General features: G+C 65.3%; 21 protein-coding genes. 4 read left to right on the top strand and 17 right to left on the bottom strand.

All coding sequences use genetic code 11. The annotated features are described in order from the left end of the window. Window position 1: 1 nt before the first annotated feature. The 3 genes from GM672_RS21920 to GM672_RS21910 all read right to left on the bottom strand — a co-directional run bounded on the left by GM672_RS21920 (window position 2) and on the right by GM672_RS21910 (window position 3,596). Window positions 2-1,306 (bottom strand): NAD(P)/FAD-dependent oxidoreductase, encoded by a 1,305-nt coding sequence (locus GM672_RS21920; RefSeq protein ID WP_155472661.1) that lies wholly within the window; start codon window positions 1,304-1,306, stop codon window positions 2-4. Window positions 1,307-1,370: 64 nt separating this feature from the next. Continuing rightward, the gene (locus tag GM672_RS21915; protein WP_155472660.1) at window positions 1,371-1,892 is read right to left on the bottom strand and encodes a hypothetical protein; all 522 of its coding nucleotides are present in this window, start codon (window positions 1,890-1,892) and stop codon (window positions 1,371-1,373) included. A gap of 120 nt (window positions 1,893-2,012) precedes the next feature. Then, window positions 2,013-3,596, bottom strand: a complete 1,584-nt coding sequence (locus tag GM672_RS21910) for a hypothetical protein (protein ID WP_229427753.1) — start codon at window positions 3,594-3,596, stop codon at window positions 2,013-2,015. A 152-nt stretch (window positions 3,597-3,748) separates the two neighbouring features. Between GM672_RS21910 and GM672_RS21905 the strand changes: the two genes are divergently transcribed. Beyond that, window positions 3,749-4,201 (top strand): GNAT family N-acetyltransferase, encoded by a 453-nt coding sequence (locus GM672_RS21905; RefSeq protein ID WP_155472659.1) that lies wholly within the window; start codon window positions 3,749-3,751, stop codon window positions 4,199-4,201. Between the two features lie 6 nt (window positions 4,202-4,207). On the opposite strand, the gene GM672_RS21900 is transcribed toward GM672_RS21905, so the two are convergent. Then, complete coding sequence (locus GM672_RS21900; protein WP_155472658.1) at window positions 4,208-4,699, bottom strand: Lrp/AsnC ligand binding domain-containing protein; 492 nt, start codon at window positions 4,697-4,699, stop codon at window positions 4,208-4,210. Between the two features lie 102 nt (window positions 4,700-4,801). On the opposite strand from GM672_RS21900, the gene GM672_RS21895 reads away from it, so the two are divergent. Beyond that, window positions 4,802-6,085, top strand: coding sequence for a D-amino acid dehydrogenase (locus GM672_RS21895; RefSeq protein WP_155472657.1), 1,284 nt, complete (start codon window positions 4,802-4,804; stop codon window positions 6,083-6,085). Window positions 6,086-6,167: 82 nt separating this feature from the next. Continuing rightward, window positions 6,168-7,001, top strand: coding sequence for an HDOD domain-containing protein (locus GM672_RS21890; RefSeq protein ID WP_155472656.1), 834 nt, complete (start codon window positions 6,168-6,170; stop codon window positions 6,999-7,001). A gap of 27 nt (window positions 7,002-7,028) precedes the next feature. Here GM672_RS21890 and GM672_RS21885 read toward each other — a convergent pair whose 3' ends face one another. The 4 genes from GM672_RS21885 to GM672_RS21870 all read right to left on the bottom strand — a co-directional run bounded on the left by GM672_RS21885 (window position 7,029) and on the right by GM672_RS21870 (window position 10,315). After that, entirely contained in the window at window positions 7,029-7,856 is an 828-nt protein-coding gene (locus GM672_RS21885) for a trypsin-like serine peptidase (RefSeq protein WP_155472655.1), read from the bottom strand. Next, window positions 7,853-8,062, bottom strand: coding sequence for a hypothetical protein (locus tag GM672_RS21880; RefSeq protein ID WP_155472654.1), 210 nt, complete (start codon window positions 8,060-8,062; stop codon window positions 7,853-7,855). Before GM672_RS21880 ends, GM672_RS21885 begins: the two co-directional genes overlap by 4 nt. Before the next feature lie 477 nt (window positions 8,063-8,539). Next, the gene (hmpA, locus tag GM672_RS21875) at window positions 8,540-9,721 is read right to left on the bottom strand and encodes an NO-inducible flavohemoprotein (RefSeq protein ID WP_155472653.1); all 1,182 of its coding nucleotides are present in this window, start codon (window positions 9,719-9,721) and stop codon (window positions 8,540-8,542) included. A gap of 111 nt (window positions 9,722-9,832) precedes the next feature. Next, window positions 9,833-10,315 carry an RrF2 family transcriptional regulator gene (locus tag GM672_RS21870; protein WP_155472652.1) on the bottom strand — a complete coding sequence of 161 codons (483 nt, stop codon included), beginning with the start codon at window positions 10,313-10,315 and terminating at the stop codon, window positions 9,833-9,835. A 221-nt stretch (window positions 10,316-10,536) separates the two neighbouring features. Here GM672_RS21870 and GM672_RS21865 point away from each other — a divergent pair, with 221 nt between their 5' ends. After that, the gene (locus GM672_RS21865; protein ID WP_155472651.1) at window positions 10,537-10,842 is read left to right on the top strand and encodes a TFIIB-type zinc ribbon-containing protein; all 306 of its coding nucleotides are present in this window, start codon (window positions 10,537-10,539) and stop codon (window positions 10,840-10,842) included. Window positions 10,843-10,872: 30 nt separating this feature from the next. On the opposite strand, the gene GM672_RS21860 is transcribed toward GM672_RS21865, so the two are convergent. From GM672_RS21860 to GM672_RS21820, 9 genes are all read right to left on the bottom strand, one after another. Then, on the bottom strand, window positions 10,873-12,192 hold the full coding sequence (locus GM672_RS21860) for a TonB family protein (RefSeq protein ID WP_155472650.1): 1,320 nt from the start codon (window positions 12,190-12,192) through the stop codon (window positions 10,873-10,875). A gap of 45 nt (window positions 12,193-12,237) precedes the next feature. Then, entirely contained in the window at window positions 12,238-12,468 is a 231-nt protein-coding gene (locus GM672_RS21855; protein WP_155472649.1) for a hypothetical protein, read from the bottom strand. Between the two features lie 9 nt (window positions 12,469-12,477). After that, the gene (locus GM672_RS21850; RefSeq protein ID WP_155472648.1) at window positions 12,478-13,395 is read right to left on the bottom strand and encodes a beta propeller repeat protein; all 918 of its coding nucleotides are present in this window, start codon (window positions 13,393-13,395) and stop codon (window positions 12,478-12,480) included. Continuing rightward, the gene (locus GM672_RS21845; RefSeq protein WP_155472647.1) at window positions 13,392-14,327 is read right to left on the bottom strand and encodes a hypothetical protein; all 936 of its coding nucleotides are present in this window, start codon (window positions 14,325-14,327) and stop codon (window positions 13,392-13,394) included. Before GM672_RS21845 ends, GM672_RS21850 begins: the two co-directional genes overlap by 4 nt. After that, window positions 14,328-14,960 (bottom strand): hypothetical protein, encoded by a 633-nt coding sequence (locus GM672_RS21840; protein WP_155472646.1) that lies wholly within the window; start codon window positions 14,958-14,960, stop codon window positions 14,328-14,330. After that, a complete protein-coding gene (locus GM672_RS21835; RefSeq protein ID WP_155472645.1) occupies window positions 14,957-15,454 on the bottom strand; it encodes a hypothetical protein in 498 nt (165 codons plus the stop codon). Before GM672_RS21835 ends, GM672_RS21840 begins: the two co-directional genes overlap by 4 nt. 2 nt (window positions 15,455-15,456) lie before the next feature. Further along, the gene (locus GM672_RS21830) at window positions 15,457-16,065 is read right to left on the bottom strand and encodes a hypothetical protein (protein WP_155472644.1); all 609 of its coding nucleotides are present in this window, start codon (window positions 16,063-16,065) and stop codon (window positions 15,457-15,459) included. A gap of 50 nt (window positions 16,066-16,115) precedes the next feature. After that, window positions 16,116-16,787 carry a hypothetical protein gene (locus GM672_RS21825; protein WP_155472643.1) on the bottom strand — a complete coding sequence of 224 codons (672 nt, stop codon included), beginning with the start codon at window positions 16,785-16,787 and terminating at the stop codon, window positions 16,116-16,118. After that, on the bottom strand, window positions 16,732-17,445 hold a 714-nt coding region (locus GM672_RS21820), incomplete at its 5' end, for a hypothetical protein (protein ID WP_211517405.1). The genes GM672_RS21825 and GM672_RS21820, both read right to left, overlap by 56 nt.

Raw genomic sequence — 17,445 nt, 5'->3', positions numbered from 1 at the left:
GTCAGTGCAACTTCACATGCGGCGTGCTGCGCTTGATGAGGAAGCGCGCCAGCGCCAGCACGCCCGTGCGCAAGGTACCCATGATGGCCTGGTGGTGCATCAGGTGCAGGCTGGTGTACATCAGCCGTGCGAAGAAACCCTCGACAAACCAGTTGCTGCCCTGCAGTGAGCCCATCAGGCTGCCGACCGACGTCGACTGGCCGAACGACACGAGCGAACCGTAGTCGCGGTAGACGTAAGGCTTGCCGGACTGGGGCTTGCCCTTTTCGCGACGCAGGAAGGCATCGACCAGGTAGTCGGCCTGCTGGTGCGCCGCCTGCGCCCGGGGCGGCACGGGCTTGCCGTCCGCACCCAGGCACAGGGCACAGTCGCCCAGCGCGTAGATATCGGCCATGCCCTTGACGGCCAGGCGGTCCGTCACGTCGACCTGGCCGCCCTTCACCGTCGGCAGGCCGAGCCTTGCCAGGAAATCGGGCGCCTTGATGCCGGCGGCCCAGACGGTGATGTCGGACGGGTAGACGGTGCCGCTGGCCACCGTCACCTTGTCGGCATCGATGGCGGTAACGCGCGTGTCGGCGCTGACGGTGACGCCCCGCTCGGCCAGCAACTTGACGGCTGCCGCCGACACCCGCTCCGGCAGCGGCGCCAGGATGCGCGGCGCCCCTTCCAGGATGGTGATGCGCACGTCCTGCAGCGGTTGCAGGTGGCCGAAGCCGTAGGCGGCATACACGCCGCTGGCCTCGCGCAGCTCGGCGGCCAGTTCGACGCCGGTGGCGCCGCCGCCGATGATGACGATGTCCACCCCGCCGGCACCGCCCCGCGCTTCGTCCTTGCGGGTGGCGGCCTGGGCCAGCAGCTTCAGCAAGGTCAGGCGAAAGCGTTCCGCGTCTTCCGTCGCATTCAATGAAATCGTGTGTTCCCGGGCACCGGGCACGCCGAAATAATTCGACGTGCTGCCCACGGCCAGCACTAGGGAGTCATAACGGATGGCGCGTTGGGGCAGCACGGATTCGCCCGTCTGGGTTTCGATGGGGCTGACGGTGATGGTGCGGGTGGCGGCGTCGAGCGCTTCGAGCGCCCCATACACGTAGGTAAAGCCGTTATCGTGCGCCAGCATCTGGTACGACAGGCCTTCGGCATGGATGTCCAGGGTGCCGGCCGCCACTTCGTGCAGCGACGGTTTCCAGATGTGGTACAGGCGGCTGTCGACCAGCATCACCTTGCCCGGCCCCAGCTTGCGGCCCAGTTTGCAGGCCAGCTCCAGGCCGCCTGCCCCGCCTCCCACGATGACGTATTTGCTCTGCAAACGCTTCTCCTCGGTTAGTAGAGTCGCGGCGGTGCACGGCCGTCAGCGCGTGCCGGCCGGACGCCTAGTCGCGGCCGTGGCCGTTGCCATGCCCTTTGCCGTTGCCGTTGCCGCCGTCATGCTTGTCGTGATGCTTGTCGTTGTGCTTGTCGTTGTGCTTGTTGCCATGGCCCCGTTCGTCGCGGCGGTCATGGTGCTCGCGCATTTCCTGGCGTTCGCGGTAGTCGCGGTGTGCGTCGTGGCCGCGGTGGCCATGCTCGGCACGGTAGCGCGGTGCGTAATCGTTCAGGTACCAGCTGTCGCGCACAAAGTACACGCGGCGGCCGCAGGCGTTGTACGCGCGGCAGTGCTTGCTCCATTTTTTCGCGTGGCCCGGCGGCACGCGCAGGTACAGGGGCTCGGCGATGTAGCGGGCGGGCCGCTGCACCAGCACGGGCTCGCGGTAGATCACCTGGGGCGCCGTATTGCCGATGTCGATGCGGCCGTAGAAGCCCGGCTGGCCGATATTGATGGACACGCCGACGTCCTGGGCGGCGCTAAGTGAGGACAGCGCCAGCAGGGCTGCGGAAAGAATCAGGTTTTTCATGTGCTCGATGTTCAGGACGGGGGAAGGCAAGGCCAACTGTATTGTACCGAGCCTGGCCGTTTCGTGTGTATGCCAGCGTACATACAGCGGCCGGCGCCGACCGTCCTGTCGTCGAGGAAATCAGGCGGCGCGCGTCAGTGCCGCCTCCAGCTGGGCAATGGCGGCCTGCGACTGGGCGATGACCTTGTCGGCAATGCGCTTGCGCACGCCCTGGATGCGCCCCGCCGCTTCCGCCTCCAGGATCAGCGGCGTGAGAAGCTGGCTGGCCGATTCGTAGAAGGCCGCACCGATACGGTCGAGCTGGACGACGAAGGATTCCTCCGCCTCCTTCATGCGCCGGCGCAGCTCCTCCTCGAAGGCGCGGCGCTTGTCGCGGATTTCATCGCGCTTGCGCTTGTTGCTGTCGGTGGCCCACTTGAAGGCGCTGGCCAGCAGCACGGCCCCGCCCACGAAGGGCACGACGGGCGCCACCACGGGCACCACGACGGCCACGCCGAACAGGTAGGCCGCCGTGCTGGTGCCGGCGGCGGCGACGGCGCTGCCCATCAGGGTCAGGTTGGCGGCCGTGTCGACCGTGTTGACGAGGCGCGTGCCGATGCGCAGGCGCGGCATCAGGCGGGCCAGCGCGGCGCTGTGCTGGCGTTCCAGCACGGTGGCCTGGGCCAGCCGCATATGGGACTGGAACAGCTTCAGGTCATGGTTCAGCAGGTCCAGCGCTTCCTGCTTGCGCCGCGTGACGCGCTCGAGCCGGGTTTCCATCTCCTGGGCGAACTGCTGGCGGCCGATGCTGGACCAGACCTGCTCGTCCTTCCACTGTTCGTTGTCGAGGCGCTCGCTGATGGCCAGTTCCACCGCGTTGCCGGCGTCGTGGACGGCGTCGTCGATGTCCTGCCACAGCACCCGGCGCTCGTAGGCGATGCGGGCATCGATCAGCGCCAGGCGCTGCAGCACCTGCTGGCGTAACTGCTCGGCCGTGGCGGACAGGCCGGCGGCACCGGCCTCGGCCGGCAACGGCGCGGACGCATGTTCCTGGTAGGTCGCAATGCCCAGGCTGATCGTGTCGACCGCGCGCTGGACGGCGTCGCGCAGCTGCTCGTGACCCAGCATGCCGCCGTTGAAGCCGCGCGCATGGTCCAGCAACTCCGTCTGGCCCGTGCTGCGGCCGAAGTCGGCGATCGCGTCGACCAGGCCCCTGCCCTTGACGAGCTTGCGCGCCTGCGTACCGATATTGTTCAGCAGGCGCCGTTCCTGTTCCGGCGGCAGCGAATAGAAGTGTTCGGGCGTGGGGCGGATGCCCAGCGCCCGTGCCACCTTCTGCGCCAGCGGCCGGGCTCGGGTGCCGTGCAGTGCCAGCAAGGGGCGCATCATGACGAAGGCGCCTTCGCGCGCGGACGGGTCCGCATCATGACTGCTGCGCGCCAGGGCGTTCAGGGCCCATTCGACGGTGACGCCCGACTCGATTGCGTTCAGCACCAGGGCCGTGAAGACGGCCGAGGCCTTGCCGTCGCCGGCGATGTCGGTGACGGCCGCGAACTGGGCCAGGGTCACCGTGCCGTCCTCGCCGACGGCGATGGCGCCGACCGCCCGGGCCAGGGCCGAGGCAAAGCTCTGGTCCGAACACATGTGCTCGTCGAGCGTGCGCAGTTTCAGGCTGTGCTCCGGCGCTGCCGGCGTGAGTTGCTCTGTTGCGGTTGCATCGTTCACGGTGGCCCCCGGTAGTGTTTTGATGCCGTTTTGACATTCTAGCGGAAGCGCCGCGCGGCGGGAACCGCCGCGCAGTCGTGCGCGACCGGGCCATTGTGGTGAATTATCGAATATGCAACAATGCAGGCGCCGCCAACCACCAGGAGCGTCCCTTGAACATCACGCTGGAACCCGTCACGATCGACAACTTCGAAGACATCATCGAGATGGAATTGCCGCCCGACCAGGCCGGCTTCGTCGCCACCAATGCCCAGTCCGTGGCGCAGGCCCATTACTACCCAGAATTCCGCCCCCTGGCGATCTGCCTGGACGGCAAGCCCGTCGGCTTCATGCTGTACGATGTGGCGTCGCACGACATTCCCGGCAACTACGGCATCTACCGGCTGATGGTGCTTCATGCATACCAGAACCGGGGCATCGGCCGGCGCGCGATGGAGATGCTGCTGGGGCGCCTGCGCGACCAGTCCGACGTGCACCGCATCACGATCTGCTACAAGCCGGAGAACCATGTTGCCCGCGCCTTCTACGCTTCGCTGGGGTTCGCCGAAACGGGCGTCATCGAGGATGGCGACATGATCGCCGAGATTCTCCTGCCGCGCCACTGATCCGGCTCAGGCGACGTCGGTGGCCAGCACCAGCGTCTCCTTGATTTCCTCCATCACCACATAGCTCTTCGACTGGGCCGCGCCGGGCAGGTTCAGCAGCATGTCGCCCAGCAGCTTGCGGTACTCCGCCATCTGGTGGATGCGCGCCTTGATCAGGTAGTCGAAGTCGCCCGACACCAGGTGGCATTCCTGCACTTCCGGGATGCGCAGCACTTCGCGGCGGAACTGTTCGAAATGGCTGGCCGATTTCTGGTTCAGCGTGATCTCCACGAACACCAGCAGGGTCGCGCCCACGGCGGCCGGGTTCAGCCGCGCGTGATAGCCCGTGATGACGCCGTCCCGCTCCATCCGCTTGACCCGCTCGATGGCGGGCGTGATGGACAGCCCCACCTGCTCGGACAAATCCTTCATCGAGATGCGGCCGTCATCCTGCAGGATGCGCAGGATCTTGCGGTCCAGCTTGTCGAGCGTGCGGACGGACTCTTTTTGTGTACGCATGATTTTTTGCTGAATTAGTGAATTTTTACAGTAACAAGCACTGGTTAATCGCCGATATCATAGTGGATATTAGCAGGTAAAATTCCAACTTCGAGGCAAATCATGCGCGTAGTCATTCTCGGCAGCGGCGTTATCGGTGTCACCACGGCGTACTACCTGGCCCAGGCCGGCCACGACGTGACGGTGCTGGACCGCCAGCCCGGTCCCGCCCTGGAAACCAGTTTCGCCAACGCGGGGCAGATTTCGCCCGGCTACGCGTCGCCCTGGGCCGCGCCTGGCATTCCGCTGAAGGCCGTGAAATGGATGATGCAGCGCCACGCGCCCCTGTCGATCACGCCGGACGGCACCCGCTTCCAGCTGGCGTGGATGTGGCAGATGCTGAAGAACTGCAATGCGGACAGCTATGCGATCAACAAGGAACGCATGGTGCGCCTGGCCGAGTACAGCCGCGACTGCTTCAAGGCCCTGCGCGCGGCCACCGGCATCGCCTATGAAGGCCGCCAGCAGGGCACGACCCAGCTGTTCCGTACGCAAAAACAGATGGACGACGCGGCCAAGGACATCGAGGTGCTGAAGGAAACGGGCGTGCCGTTCGAACTGCTGGGCGCGCAAGAGCTGCTATCGGCCGAGCCCGGCATAGCGGCCGGCCGCCTGGTCGGCGGCCTGCGCCTGCCGAACGACGAGACGGGCGACTGCCAGCTCTTCACGACGCGCCTGACGGCCATGGCCGAGGAACTGGGCGTCAAGTTCCGCTACAACGTCGACATCACGGGCCTGGCCACGGCCGGCGGCGAGATCGCGGGCGTCCACTGCGGGGCTGAACTCGTCACGGCCGACTCGTACGTGGTGGCCCTGGGCGCCTATTCGACGCCGATGCTGAAGGGCCTGGTCGACATTCCCGTCTATCCGCTCAAGGGCTACTCGATCACGGTGCCCATCGTCGACGCGGCACGTGCGCCCGCGTCGACCATCCTTGACGAGACCTACAAGATCGCCGTGACCCGCTTCGACGACCGCATCCGTGTCGGCGGCATGGCCGAGATCGCCGGCTTCGACAAGCGCCTGAACCCGCGCCGCCGCGAGACGCTGGAAATGGTCGTCAACGACCTGTTCCCCGGCGCCGGCGACACGGCCCGCGCCACCTTCTGGACGGGCCTGCGGCCGATGACGCCGGACGGCACGCCCGTGGTCGGCCGCACGGCGCTGCGCAACCTGTTCGTCAACACAGGCCACGGCACGCTGGGCTGGACCATGTCCTGCGGCTCGGCACAACTGCTGGCCGACATCATGTCGGCCAGGCGGCCCGCCATCTTCGCCGACGACCTGTCGGTAGCCCGCTATCGCCGCGACGCCGCCGTGCGCCAGCCGCAACTTGCCGGCGCCTGAGTTGTTGTCAGGGCGACGCGCCCGGGGCAATTGAGGGCGCGCGCATTTGTGCCGCCCCCCGCCCCTGCGTATAATTTCATGCATGAATAAACTGGAAGCCTTCGGGCATATCGCGGCACTGGCCATCCGCGGCGACCTGGTGTTCCCCACCAGCGTCAACGCCGCCTTGCGCGTGCAACTGGCCCTCGACGATCCCGATTGCCCGATGGACGACGCGATTCGCCTCGTGCTGGCCGAGCCGCAACTGGCCGCACGTACCGTCGCCTTGTCCAATTCCGCCATGTTCAACCGGGGCGGCGGCACCATCACCAATGTGCGCGCTGCCATCACCCGCGTCGGCTACCACAACCTGTACGCACTGGCCGCCGCCACCGTCGTGCGCCAGTTCGGCAGCAAGATCGCCGATCCGGCCCTGCGCGCCAAGGCCGAGCAGCTGTGGCAGCACACCATCCACGTGGCCTGCCTGGCCCGCATCATTGCCCGCGAAGTGACGGAAGTGAACCAGGACACGGCCCTGTTCGCCGGCATCGTGCACGAGGTGGTGGGCTTCTACCTGCTGTCGCGCGCCGACGAGTTCCCGGGCCTGCTGGACCCGGACCCGGACAACTGGCAGCCGGCCAGCGAGGAAATCATCCTGCGCGAAGTGATGCACAAGCTGGGCATTCCTGAACCCGTGGCCAGCGCCATCGAAGGCCTGCGCGACGGCTTCCTGGGCGTGCCGCCGGACACCCTGCTGGACACCTTGCTGCTGGCCAAGCACTTCTGCCCCGTGCCGTCGCCGCTGGCCAAGGCCCGCGAGGAACTGCCGGCGTCCGAATCCGTCGTCGACCTGTTCATCGACGAGGAGATGGGCCGGCGCATCGTTGCGCAGGCCGAACTGGAAGCGGCGGCGATGAACAGCGCGATGCTGGTCTGACGCCATTCACGCCGCCGCGCCGGCCGGTCAGCAGCCGGAGGCGCTACACAGCGGCACGATATTATTGGACGTGAACTTCGGACCGTTGAAGGTCGACCCGAATGCCCCTGTGCAGGTGGTGCTCTGCCAGCCGTGCACGACGGAATTGACGAGCTTACTCGTCCGGTACCGTCTTATCCAGGGCCCACCGCTGACACCGTAGGTCATATTGCAGCCCATATTCAGGACAGGTCCAGCCCCGCAGCCGGTCGACGGCTGGGCGAAACTTTCAGCCGTGCAAAGCTGCAACCTTTGCCCATTGCCGATATTTCCCGGGTAACCAAGTGCATGGTAATTATCGACACTGCCCGGCATGTCCCAGATGCGGCCGAGCCAGCCGGCATGGGTGCTGACATTCACTCCCCCATTGGGGCCCAGCTGGATCAGGCAAATATCCGACGGCGTGTCGCCATTGACGACCCAGCTGTTTAATACCCTTGCGGACACCCAAGGAAATGGCGTACCGAGTCCGTCGTGATAGGCCGGGACAAAAGTCCACCCGCCGATCCACGCATTGGTCGACCGGTTCCAGCAGCAGTGCGCCGCCGTCACGATAATATTATTCGGACTGATGACCGAAGCCGAGCAGGTGCCGCTGTTGGTAAACAGCTTGCCGATGGCGCGGGGCGCACTGGCATTGAAGCCGGCCACCCCTGGCCGGTTCGGCTCGGGATACTGGGTGTAGACGCCGGGCGTGCCGGCCAGGGCATGTCCTGCCAGGCCGAGGCAGGCAAGAACGGCACCGGTGCGCAGGCACGGCAGGCCGAGAGTGAAATCCGGTTCATGTCGAAGCTCCTTTCCTGGTGCCGTGGTCATTGCCGCTCGCGCGGGTTCGGTTCTTCCGGCGCAATGCCGCGCGCCGCTTCGTCGTCGTCCTTGGGCGGACTGCCTTCCACCCAGGCGGGCTTCGCCTCGCGCAGGGCCTTCCGCTCCGCCGCCGTCGGCTCGACGTGCTTGGGCGTGCCGATGGTCTTGGTCCAGTCCAGCGGCTTGGCCTTCTCGAGGTCTTCCTGGGTTTTCACGGCCGGCTCGACCAGTGTTTTGGCGGCCGGATTGTCGCGGGTGATCGCGGTGGTCTTGCTATCCTGCGCTGCGGCAAATGCCGCCCCCTGCGCGATTGCGATGCCAGACGCGATGCATACTGCATGCCTTAAGCTGCACATGATCTCCTCCCTGATGGATGTCCCTGAGCGATGGAAATAACATGACCAGGACGGTCTTGGATATCCGCGTGGCGCGCGATAATGCACCTTCCCTCTCGCACCACGGGTAATGACCGCTTATTGGCGCGGCCTTTGATTCAATCTAAAGCACAGCGTAACATCAGCGTAAAACGACAGTGGCGCCACTGCAAACAATTTTTCGATTATTTTATTGCCGAATTCGCTGTCGATAATTATTTTCAAGGCTGTGCTTGACAATGGATTCCATGCAATCTTCGCGCATAAAAAAATCCGCCGGGTTAAGCCGGCGGATTCAAATGCGACCATGCTGCAGCGTTAATTCAGCGCAGCGGCGGGACCAAAGAATTCAAAATACGTCTGCTTTTCCGGCACGCCCAATTCACGCAGCGACTGTTTGACCGCCTTCATGAATGGCGTCGGGCCGAGGAAATAGGCTTCGACGTCGCGCGATTCGGGCAGCCAACCCGCCAAGGTGTCGCGGTCGAGCAGGCCGAGGGCATCCGGGGCGGCCTGGCCGTCGCGCTGCTCGGCGTAGATATAGTGGCGGCGCAGTTGCGGGTGCCGGCCGGCCAGCGCATCGACGTGGTCGCGGAAGGCGTGCACGCCGCCGTGGCGGGCCGCGTGGATGAAGCGCACTTCGCGGCCCGTGGCCAGTGCGCGCTGCAGCATGGCCAGGGTGGGCGTGATGCCGACGCCGCCGCTGATCAGCACGATCGGACGGACGCTGTCGTTGAGCGTGAAGGCACCCGAAGGCGGCAGCAGCTCGATCGCGTCGCCAACGTTCACGGCGTCATGCAGGAAGTTCGACACCTTGCCGCCCGGCTCGCGCTTGACGCTGATCTGGTACGACACGCCGTTGGCGGCAGCCGACAGCGAATACTGGCGCCGTTGCTCGGTGCCGTCGACGGCGACGCGCAGGCCGATGTACTGGCCCGGCACGAAGTCCATCACGGGCCCGCCGTCTTCCGGGCGCAGCACGAAGCTGGCGATTTCCTCGCTCTCGGCGCGCTTTTCGGCCACGACGAAGCGGCGCAGGCCGTTCCAGCCGCCGTGGGCGTGGGCCTGGCCGTCATAGGCGGCGCGCTCCGCGCCGATCAGGATGTCGGCCAGCTGGCCATAGGCCGCGCCCCACGCTTCCAGTACCGCGTCCGTCGCCACGTCGGCACCCAGCACTTCGCGGATGGCCTTGAGCAGGCTGGCGCCCACCATCGGGTAGTGTTCCGGCAGGATATTGAGCGACACGTGCTTGTTGACGATCACGGACACCAGGTCGCCCAGCGCTTCCAGGCGATCGATATTCTTCGCATACATCAGGATGCTGTTGGCCAGCGCCCGGGGCTGGCCGCCGTCGTGCTGGTGGGCCTGGTTGAAATAGGCCTTCACCTGCGGGTAGTCGACGAACAGGATCTGGTAGAAGTGCGTCGTCAACGCTTCCCCGCCCTGCTCCAGGATCGGTACGGTGGCGGAAACGATGGCACGGTGGGCGGCGGACAGCATTTTTTTACTCCTCGTTTTAAACATGCGTTCATTTTACATGTTTAAGCCGTCGCGTCACCAGGACAAAATGTCGCAGCCCGGATCGATGTCGTCCTTTGTTGTTTTCGTGGCTCAGTCGCCGCCGGCGACTCTTGCCAGCAGACCGTGCAGGGTAACGGGCTGCTCCTGCAGCGCCTGGCCCATGCGGCTTCGCGGGCGGGGCAGCACATCGGCCAGGGTCACGCCGTCCAGCACGGCCAGGAAGGCGTTCATGGCTTCGCCCAGCTTGTGCTGCAGGCTGCAGGCACCCGTGAAGATGCAGTCGTGGCTGGACTGGTCGAAGCATTCGGCAATGAAGAAATCCGGCTCCGTGCGGCGGATGACGGCACCGATATTGATCTGCTCGGGCTCGCAGGCCAGGCGCAGGCCGCCATTGCGGCCCCGCACCGTCTCGACCAGGCCGCTGGCGCCGAGCTGGTGGATCACCTTCGTCAAATGATTCTTCGAGATCTTGTGCAGGTCGGCGATATCCTGGATCGTCGCCAGGCGGTCGCGGTTCATCCCCAGGTAGATCAGGGAGCGCAAGGTGTAGTCGGTGAAGGAAGTGAGTCTCATGGCCGGGGAGAAAGGTGGCGGCATGGCCGGCGCGGGGCCATGCTCGATGCATTATAGCCGGGCCGCCCGCCAGCGCATCGGCGGCAGCCCGGCCCGCGCACGGATGTGGCAAGATAGCGTATTGAAGTTAGCGCATGGACATCGCCGCGTCACGCGGCGGGCAAGCGCTGCAGCGGCCCACGCACCGTCGTGCGGGCCAGTCATTTTTTGGAGAAGCAATCATGGACTGCCCAGTATGCAGAAACGTCAGCCTGGTGATGAGCGAACGCCAGGGCATCGAGATCGACTATTGTCCCACCTGCCGTGGGGTCTGGCTCGATCGCGGTGAACTCGACAAGATCATCGAACGCTCCGTCGGCGGCGCCCCGGCACCGGCCCCGGCGCCACAGTTCCGCCAGCCCGATCCCCGCTACAACACGCCGGACCCGCGCTACCAGCAGCAGGGCCACCATTCGGGCCACGGCCACCACTACCCGCACAAGAAGAAGCGCGAAGGCTTCCTGGGCGAACTGTTCGACTTCGATTGACCCGCGGGCGCCGTCCGCCCGGACGGCGCATCAGTCCGACAGAGGCAGTCCCGCACGGGCCCGGCAATAGATGCCGCGGCCGATCCAGCCGTAGGCTTTCTCGGCCCGCTCGGCACGTTCTCCGCCCTCCAGGTACAGCTGGCCCAATAGCCGCATCGCATTGCAATCGGCCAGGTTGGCGCCTTGCAGCAGCACGTCGATGGCAGCGGCGCGGTCCTGCGCGACACCCGTCCCGGTAGCCAGCAGGCGCCCGTAGCGGTAAAAGTCGGGGCCATGGGGCACCGCCATCGCCTGCCGGTACAACGCGGCGGCCGCGGCCGGGTCGGCCGGCACGCCACGTCCTTCTTCGAGCATCGAGCCAAGGGCCACTTCGGCCTGCCCCGCCGTGCGTCCCACGGTAGAACGGTACAGCTCGACGGCGCGGCCGTCGTCGCGCACGATGCCCTGGCCCGACGCCAGGCTGTGCGCCAGGAACAGCTTGCCATATGGGTCGTCCTGCGCGGCCGCCTTGGCCAGCCAGTCGACGGCGGCGGCACGGTCGGCATCGTCACCGGCCTGGCGCAGCATCTCGACACCTGCCGCGACCTGGTACATCGCCTTGCCGCTGGCGGCGGCCTGGGTCATCCAGTGCAGTCCCTCGCCGGCGTCGCGGACCACGCCGGCGCCCGACAGGTAGGTCCGCGCCAGCTCGCCCTGCGCCGTTACATCGCCCGCACGCGCGGCACGGCGGAGCCACTCGACGGCTTCCTCGGGGCGCGGTTCCGGCCCCGACTGCAGCAGCTTGCCCAGTTGCACCTGGCCCTGCGGGTTGCCGGCATCGGCGGCCCGGCGATACCACGCTTCGGCCTGCGCCAGGTCGAGCGTGCCATGCACGCCGGCCTGATACCACCAGCCCAGCCTGACCTGGGCCGCCGCATCGCCCCCTTCCGCCTTGGCCATCAACGCGGCAAGCTCCGCCGCGGGCAGGGCCGACCCGGTGGGCAAGGTCCATACGAACTGCATCTTCTTCCAGGCAGACCTCGCCTCGGCCGTGGTGGCGGCGGCGAACCCGTGGAAATGGCAGCCCCTGACGCCGGCCACGGCGGCCTGGTCCAGATCGGCATGGCCGCTGGAGACGTCGATGCGGGCGTCGATCACGTCGCCGTCGCCGTCGATGCGCAGGGCCAGCGTCGTCTTGCCCGTCACGCCCCGGGCCAGCGCGGCAGCCGGCCAGGCCGGCTTGGCGCAGACAGCGAGGTCGCGCATGAGGGCGGCGCCGGCCGCATCGGGCGCGGCCGCGTGCAAGGTGGAATGCCCGATGGCGGACATGGCCAGCACCAGGCCGGCTTTGATGAAGGCAGGTTTGTTCATGCCGCTACGATAACCCCAAACGGGGCCGTCAAAATGCGCGGATTGTCACGCTTCGCGCTTGCGTTCGTAATGCTCGCGCACCTGCTGCGAAATATAGGTGGACAGGCCCTGCCCCGCCAGCGCCAGTGCCTTCATCCGTTCGACATGTTCGCGCCCGGGCTTGCGGTAGCTGTAGTGATAGACGTCGCCGCCGGTGAACTTGACGTCGATGGCGTCGTCGGCGATGGCATAGGCCACCACGCCGGAATGCCCGTCCAGGTTGCGATAGCGTTTCATGGCACCAGTCTAGCGCTGGGGACCGTCGCCCGCGCGCACGGGTGAAGCAATGGCGCGGCGCTTCAGCCCTTCCAGCCAGCCGGGGGGCAGGCGCGCCAGCACGGGGTCGCCGGGCGGCAGGCTGCGCCAATGCCTGCCGCCGTCGGCCGTGTGGACCAGCTGCGTATCGCTTTCCCAGTCGGGCCCGAACAGGCCGGCCAGCCAGATCTCGCGCGCATCGACGATATAGCCGCCGACCAGCGACGACAGCCCGGCTGGCAAGCGCACCCGGCGCCAGTGGCGCCCGTCCCGCGATTGCAGCAAGGTCTGTTCGATCGAACCGGTCAGCCACCAGCCGCCCCGTGACGACTGGCCCAGTTCCACCAGCAGGTCCGGATTGCCCAGCGGCGCCAGGGTGGCGCGGCAACGGCGCAGGTCGATGCGGGCAGCCACATAGCTGGTGTCGCGCACGTCCCACGTCGCGCGGCGCACCAGCGCGACCAGGCCGTGGCGGGACGGCGCGAAGATGACGGCGCCGCGTTCGGCCGGCTGTCCCGGTTGCAAGCCCAATGCGCGCGCGCTCAGGGTGCAGTGCCTGGTCCCGCGCACGATGCGGTATGCGCCCGCCAGCGGCGTCACCTGCACGCCATGGGGCAGCAGCAGCGTGTCATTGCCGGCCCGCGCGAGCACACGGCCATCGCGCGCGGCCAGCACGGTATTGCCGACGTGGATATCGCCGTTCTCGGCCAAGGTCAGCGCAGGCTGCAGGCGCCCGCCGGGCAGCACGGTCACCGTGATCGGCGGCTCGGCATGGATGGTGATCGCCGCCGTGCTGTCCGTCATGCGCACGGCGCCCACGTGGAAGTCTAACGGTTCGCTTTGCGCGTGGGCGGCGCCGCCCGTGGCGGCAAGCGCCACGAACAAGACGCACAGCGAGTGCAGCCTCATTGGGGCGAATGGCTGGCAGTGGCCCTGCGCAGGAAGGCCTTGGCCGTCCTGATGTCGCCTGTCCTGCCGGCCCGCAATGCCTCGGCGGCGAGACCGGGCTCCGCTTGCGCCGCGCCGCCGCTTTTCGGCACAGCAAACAGCGCCAGCTTCGTGGCCGGCCCGTCTGCCCGGAACAGCCCGAGGAAATAGGTGGCGGCGGGGGTATCGAATCTGCCGGATGCCAGCACGCCGCGGCATCGGCCGCCGCCGAACAGCTCACTGCCATATCGTGCCAGGTCGCCCTTCGTTTCAACGACGAAGGTGCAGCGGTGGCCGGCCTTGTCCTTGAGGATGGCGAAGGCCTTGCCGCCGTCGGCGATGAAATCCCGTTCCAGCAATTGCAGTGCCGGTTCGCTACGCCGTATCAGGTCGGCTTTGGCGCCGCGAATGCCATCGGACGCCGCCAGCCGGCCGAGCCCCGGCGCGACCGCGTCGTTCAGCGCATTCTCGACGGCATGGCGTCCGTCCTTGCCGGTCGAAAGATAGAAGAAGGCCGTGTAGCTTTCGTCGCGGGTGTCGCGGCTCGTGTACGGCACCACCAGGTAGGATTTTCCGGCGAAGGGGAAGCTGGCGCCGTCATGGATGGCGCTGCAGTGGGGGTAGTCCTCGCCGGGCTCGGCGGCGAGGATCTCGAAGAAATCCAGGCCGCCGGCGCGCCTGGCCAGCAGCGCGCAACTGGGCACGGCGCTGCCCTGCCGGTAGTACATCAGCGGCGCCAGGTCGCCGGCCGGCATGCGCGGCCGGACCTTGCTGTCGAACGGCGTCCAGCCCTGGCGGGCGATATAGGCGGCTGCATCCGAGGCGGGGGCAGCGATGGCGGGCTGGCCGAGCGACGCCGGGCCGAGGCATTGCAGCATCGCGGCAACGGCAAGACAGGCGGCTTTGCGAGGCATTTATTCCCCGGAAGGCGCGTTGGCGGAAAACGTGACGACGTCGGCGCCGTCCTTGTACCGGTAGCGGACACGGCCGGCGGCGTCGTCATACGCGATCGCCAGTTCATGCCTGCCCTCCCCGACCTTGAACGCCTTGTCGACCCGCAGCGCCTTCCCCAACGGCGCAGACGTTACCGGCACGGAGAACGGCACGTCCAGTTCGGGCTTGTCGCTGTAATGCATGACATTGTGCATGAACTCGTTCCAGTCAGTCCTGGCGACGGGCGCGGCCTCGTACACGTAGGGCAAGCCTTCGACGGCCTTGATCCGTCCGACGACATCGGCATCGGCGGCATAGGCCTTCAGCAGGTCCGCGACCTTCAGGGGTTCGAGTTTGCGCACCTGGACGCAGCAGATCACGCGCAGGTGCCGGCCGGCATCCTGCAGCCCCGTGAATGTCGTGGCGGCGCCCAGCTTGCGGTTCGTGAACAGCAGGTTCGGCACGGCGACGATTTTGCCGCCCGACGCGACGGGCAAGCGCTGCCACAGGCCGACCACGGTGCCCGTTTCCGCGCCAGCGGCGCCGACGACACCGGCCAACAGGATTGCCAGCGTGACGCGCCAGTCGGACCGTTTCGACCGGACCGGCATCATGGCCCCTGCTCTTCACCGATCTCATAATGGATGCGGTTGTCTTCCGTCGAGGTTTCAAACCCGACATAGCGCGCCGGACCGCCCCTGGACAGGGGTTTGAGCTGCCAGTCCATGCTGCACGGCCCCTTGGCGATGGTGGGCTTGCCGAAGTTGGCAAGCAAGACTTTTTTCACGTGCGTACACCGGGCTGCACCTCGAAAACTCACCCGCAGCATGCCGACCGGCCCATCGCCATCGGCCGAGACGGAAAACCCGTCCGCGCCGACGGCGGTAATGCACTCAATATTGCCGTGCTTATACTGTTCGGTTTTCGGCAGGGTACTTTTCCTGCATACCGGCGCCAATTGCGACATCAGCCGCGCACGGGCAGTCCCGATTGTTTTTTGGGTGGAAATCAGTGAAAAAACCCGTTCAAAAGGGTTTGCTTCTCCAGCAGCGCGCGCACTGGCGAGCAGGTTCGACGCAACAATGACAAGCGCAAGAATTGCTTTCATGCTTACTCCGCCGAAGTCGAGGCTTCCGAGAACGGCACGACGTTGTTGCCGCCCTTATAGGTATAGCGGACACGGTCGGCAGACTTTTCATACACGACTTGTAGTTCGTGCGTGCTGTCGCCCACCTTGAATGCCTTGTCGACGCTCGCCACCTTGCCCAGCGGCGCAGCCGTCACGGGCACGGAAAACGGCGTTTCCATGTCGAGATTATGGCTGTACGCCATGACATTCTGCATGAAGCCGCTCCACTCACGCTTGTCCACCGGCGCGGCGTCGTAGATGTAGGGCAGGCCCTTGACGCTCCTGATCTGCCCGACGACATCGGCGTCGACGGCATACTTCTTCACCAGGTCCGCCGTCTTCAACGGCACCAGGTTCACCACTTCCACGCAGCAGATGACGCGCAGGTGCTTGCCCGCGTCCTGCAAGCCGGTGAACGTGGTGCGTGCTTCCAGCTTGCGGTTCGTGAACACCAGGTTCGGCACGGCCACGACCTTGTCGCCCGACATCACGGGCAGGCGCTGCCACACGCCGACGACGGGGCCTGTCAGTGCGCTGGCGCCGCTGACATTCCCGGCCACAAGCATTGCAAGTACAAAGGACGTCTTCATGACCCTCCTGCCGGTACACATACAGCGGTCGGTCTCATCGCGCGACGGCATCAATCGACCGGAAACGCGGCCTCCGAAAATTTTGTCTTGAGACCATCAATGTTGAATTCATATGACACCCGTGCACCGTCTTTCGAGTAAACAGTTGATAGTCGAATACTCTTACCATCCTTGTTGAAACTCGGCTTGATGCTCGCCGCTTTACCCAGTTTCTGGCTTATCACCGGAACTGAGTAGGGAACGCCATCGGTCGAATCATTCTCATGACTCATGATTACCACCATCTGGCTGTTCCACTCCGATTTCGATATCGCATCTGCTTTATAGACGAACGGCAAGCCCTTGATACTATTCAAATGATCGACGAACTCTGTGTCAGCGGCATATTTACGCAGCACTTTTCCCAGGTCAACCGGTTTCAAATCGGTAACTGCGACGCAACAGACGACTAGAAGCTCTCCACCACTATCTTGCAGCCCAGTGAAAACAACTGCCTCTTTGAGTTTTTCGTTTGTAAAAACAAAGCTCGGCCGCGCAAGGACCTGTCCACCCTTAAAAACCGGGATTTTTTCCCAAAGCCCAACAACCGGTTCCCCCCCCACACTCGCGCCGGGAAATCCGGCGAAGAGAGCTAACGTCAAAACGATTCTTTTCAACATCATATTTTTACCTACCATCAATAGACCAATGCATTCTCTCACCACTAAAGTAAATGACGCCATACGTTCTCCCTACAGCGTAGAGTTTTGAGAGCGAGTCAATTTTCACGTCCTCCCCGTTGGCGTTTTTCACAGTCTTACCTTCATAATTCTCGATATTAATATCAATCGCTTGGCGCTTATTGTGGTTCGAACGCCCAGGCCGCCCGACCTTTTGCTTTGGATCATGAGGCTTGAGAGAATATTTCTCACACATTTGCTCCGCCGCCTTTTTTGCGGCAACCAGATTAGGCTTTCCACTGACATCGCGATGGGCCCAGTCAATATTCACACCGGGCCAGGGTTCAACCTTGCTTGGGTCAGTCCCGCGACAAATCATGAAGGCATAGTACATTAAGTACGATCGCTCAGTGGGCCGGTATGCTGCATTGATCCTGACCTTCATGCCAGCATCCCTGAGGGCCTGCACGAACGCGGTTGCCTTAGGCCTGAACGCGTCATTCAGTGAGCTGAGAGAGCTACTGCCTGGAAACTTCTCCCACCAGTCCGGTCCACTCGGTATCCGCGCCGAAGTAGATACGAGGGTGACGGGATGCTGCTTTTCGCTGCGCTGCTGCTGCACGGCCACCGCCGGCTTCGGCGGGGGCGGTGGCGCAGGCTTCTTCGGGGGCACGGGCGGCGCTGGCGGTTTCGCGGCGGCGGGCGGATGCGCTGGCGGGCG

Source organism: Pseudoduganella buxea (assembly GCF_009720835.1).
GTDB lineage: Bacteria > Pseudomonadota > Gammaproteobacteria > Burkholderiales > Burkholderiaceae_D > Rugamonas > Rugamonas buxea.
This window is presented reverse-complemented; position numbering and strand designations above follow the sequence as displayed.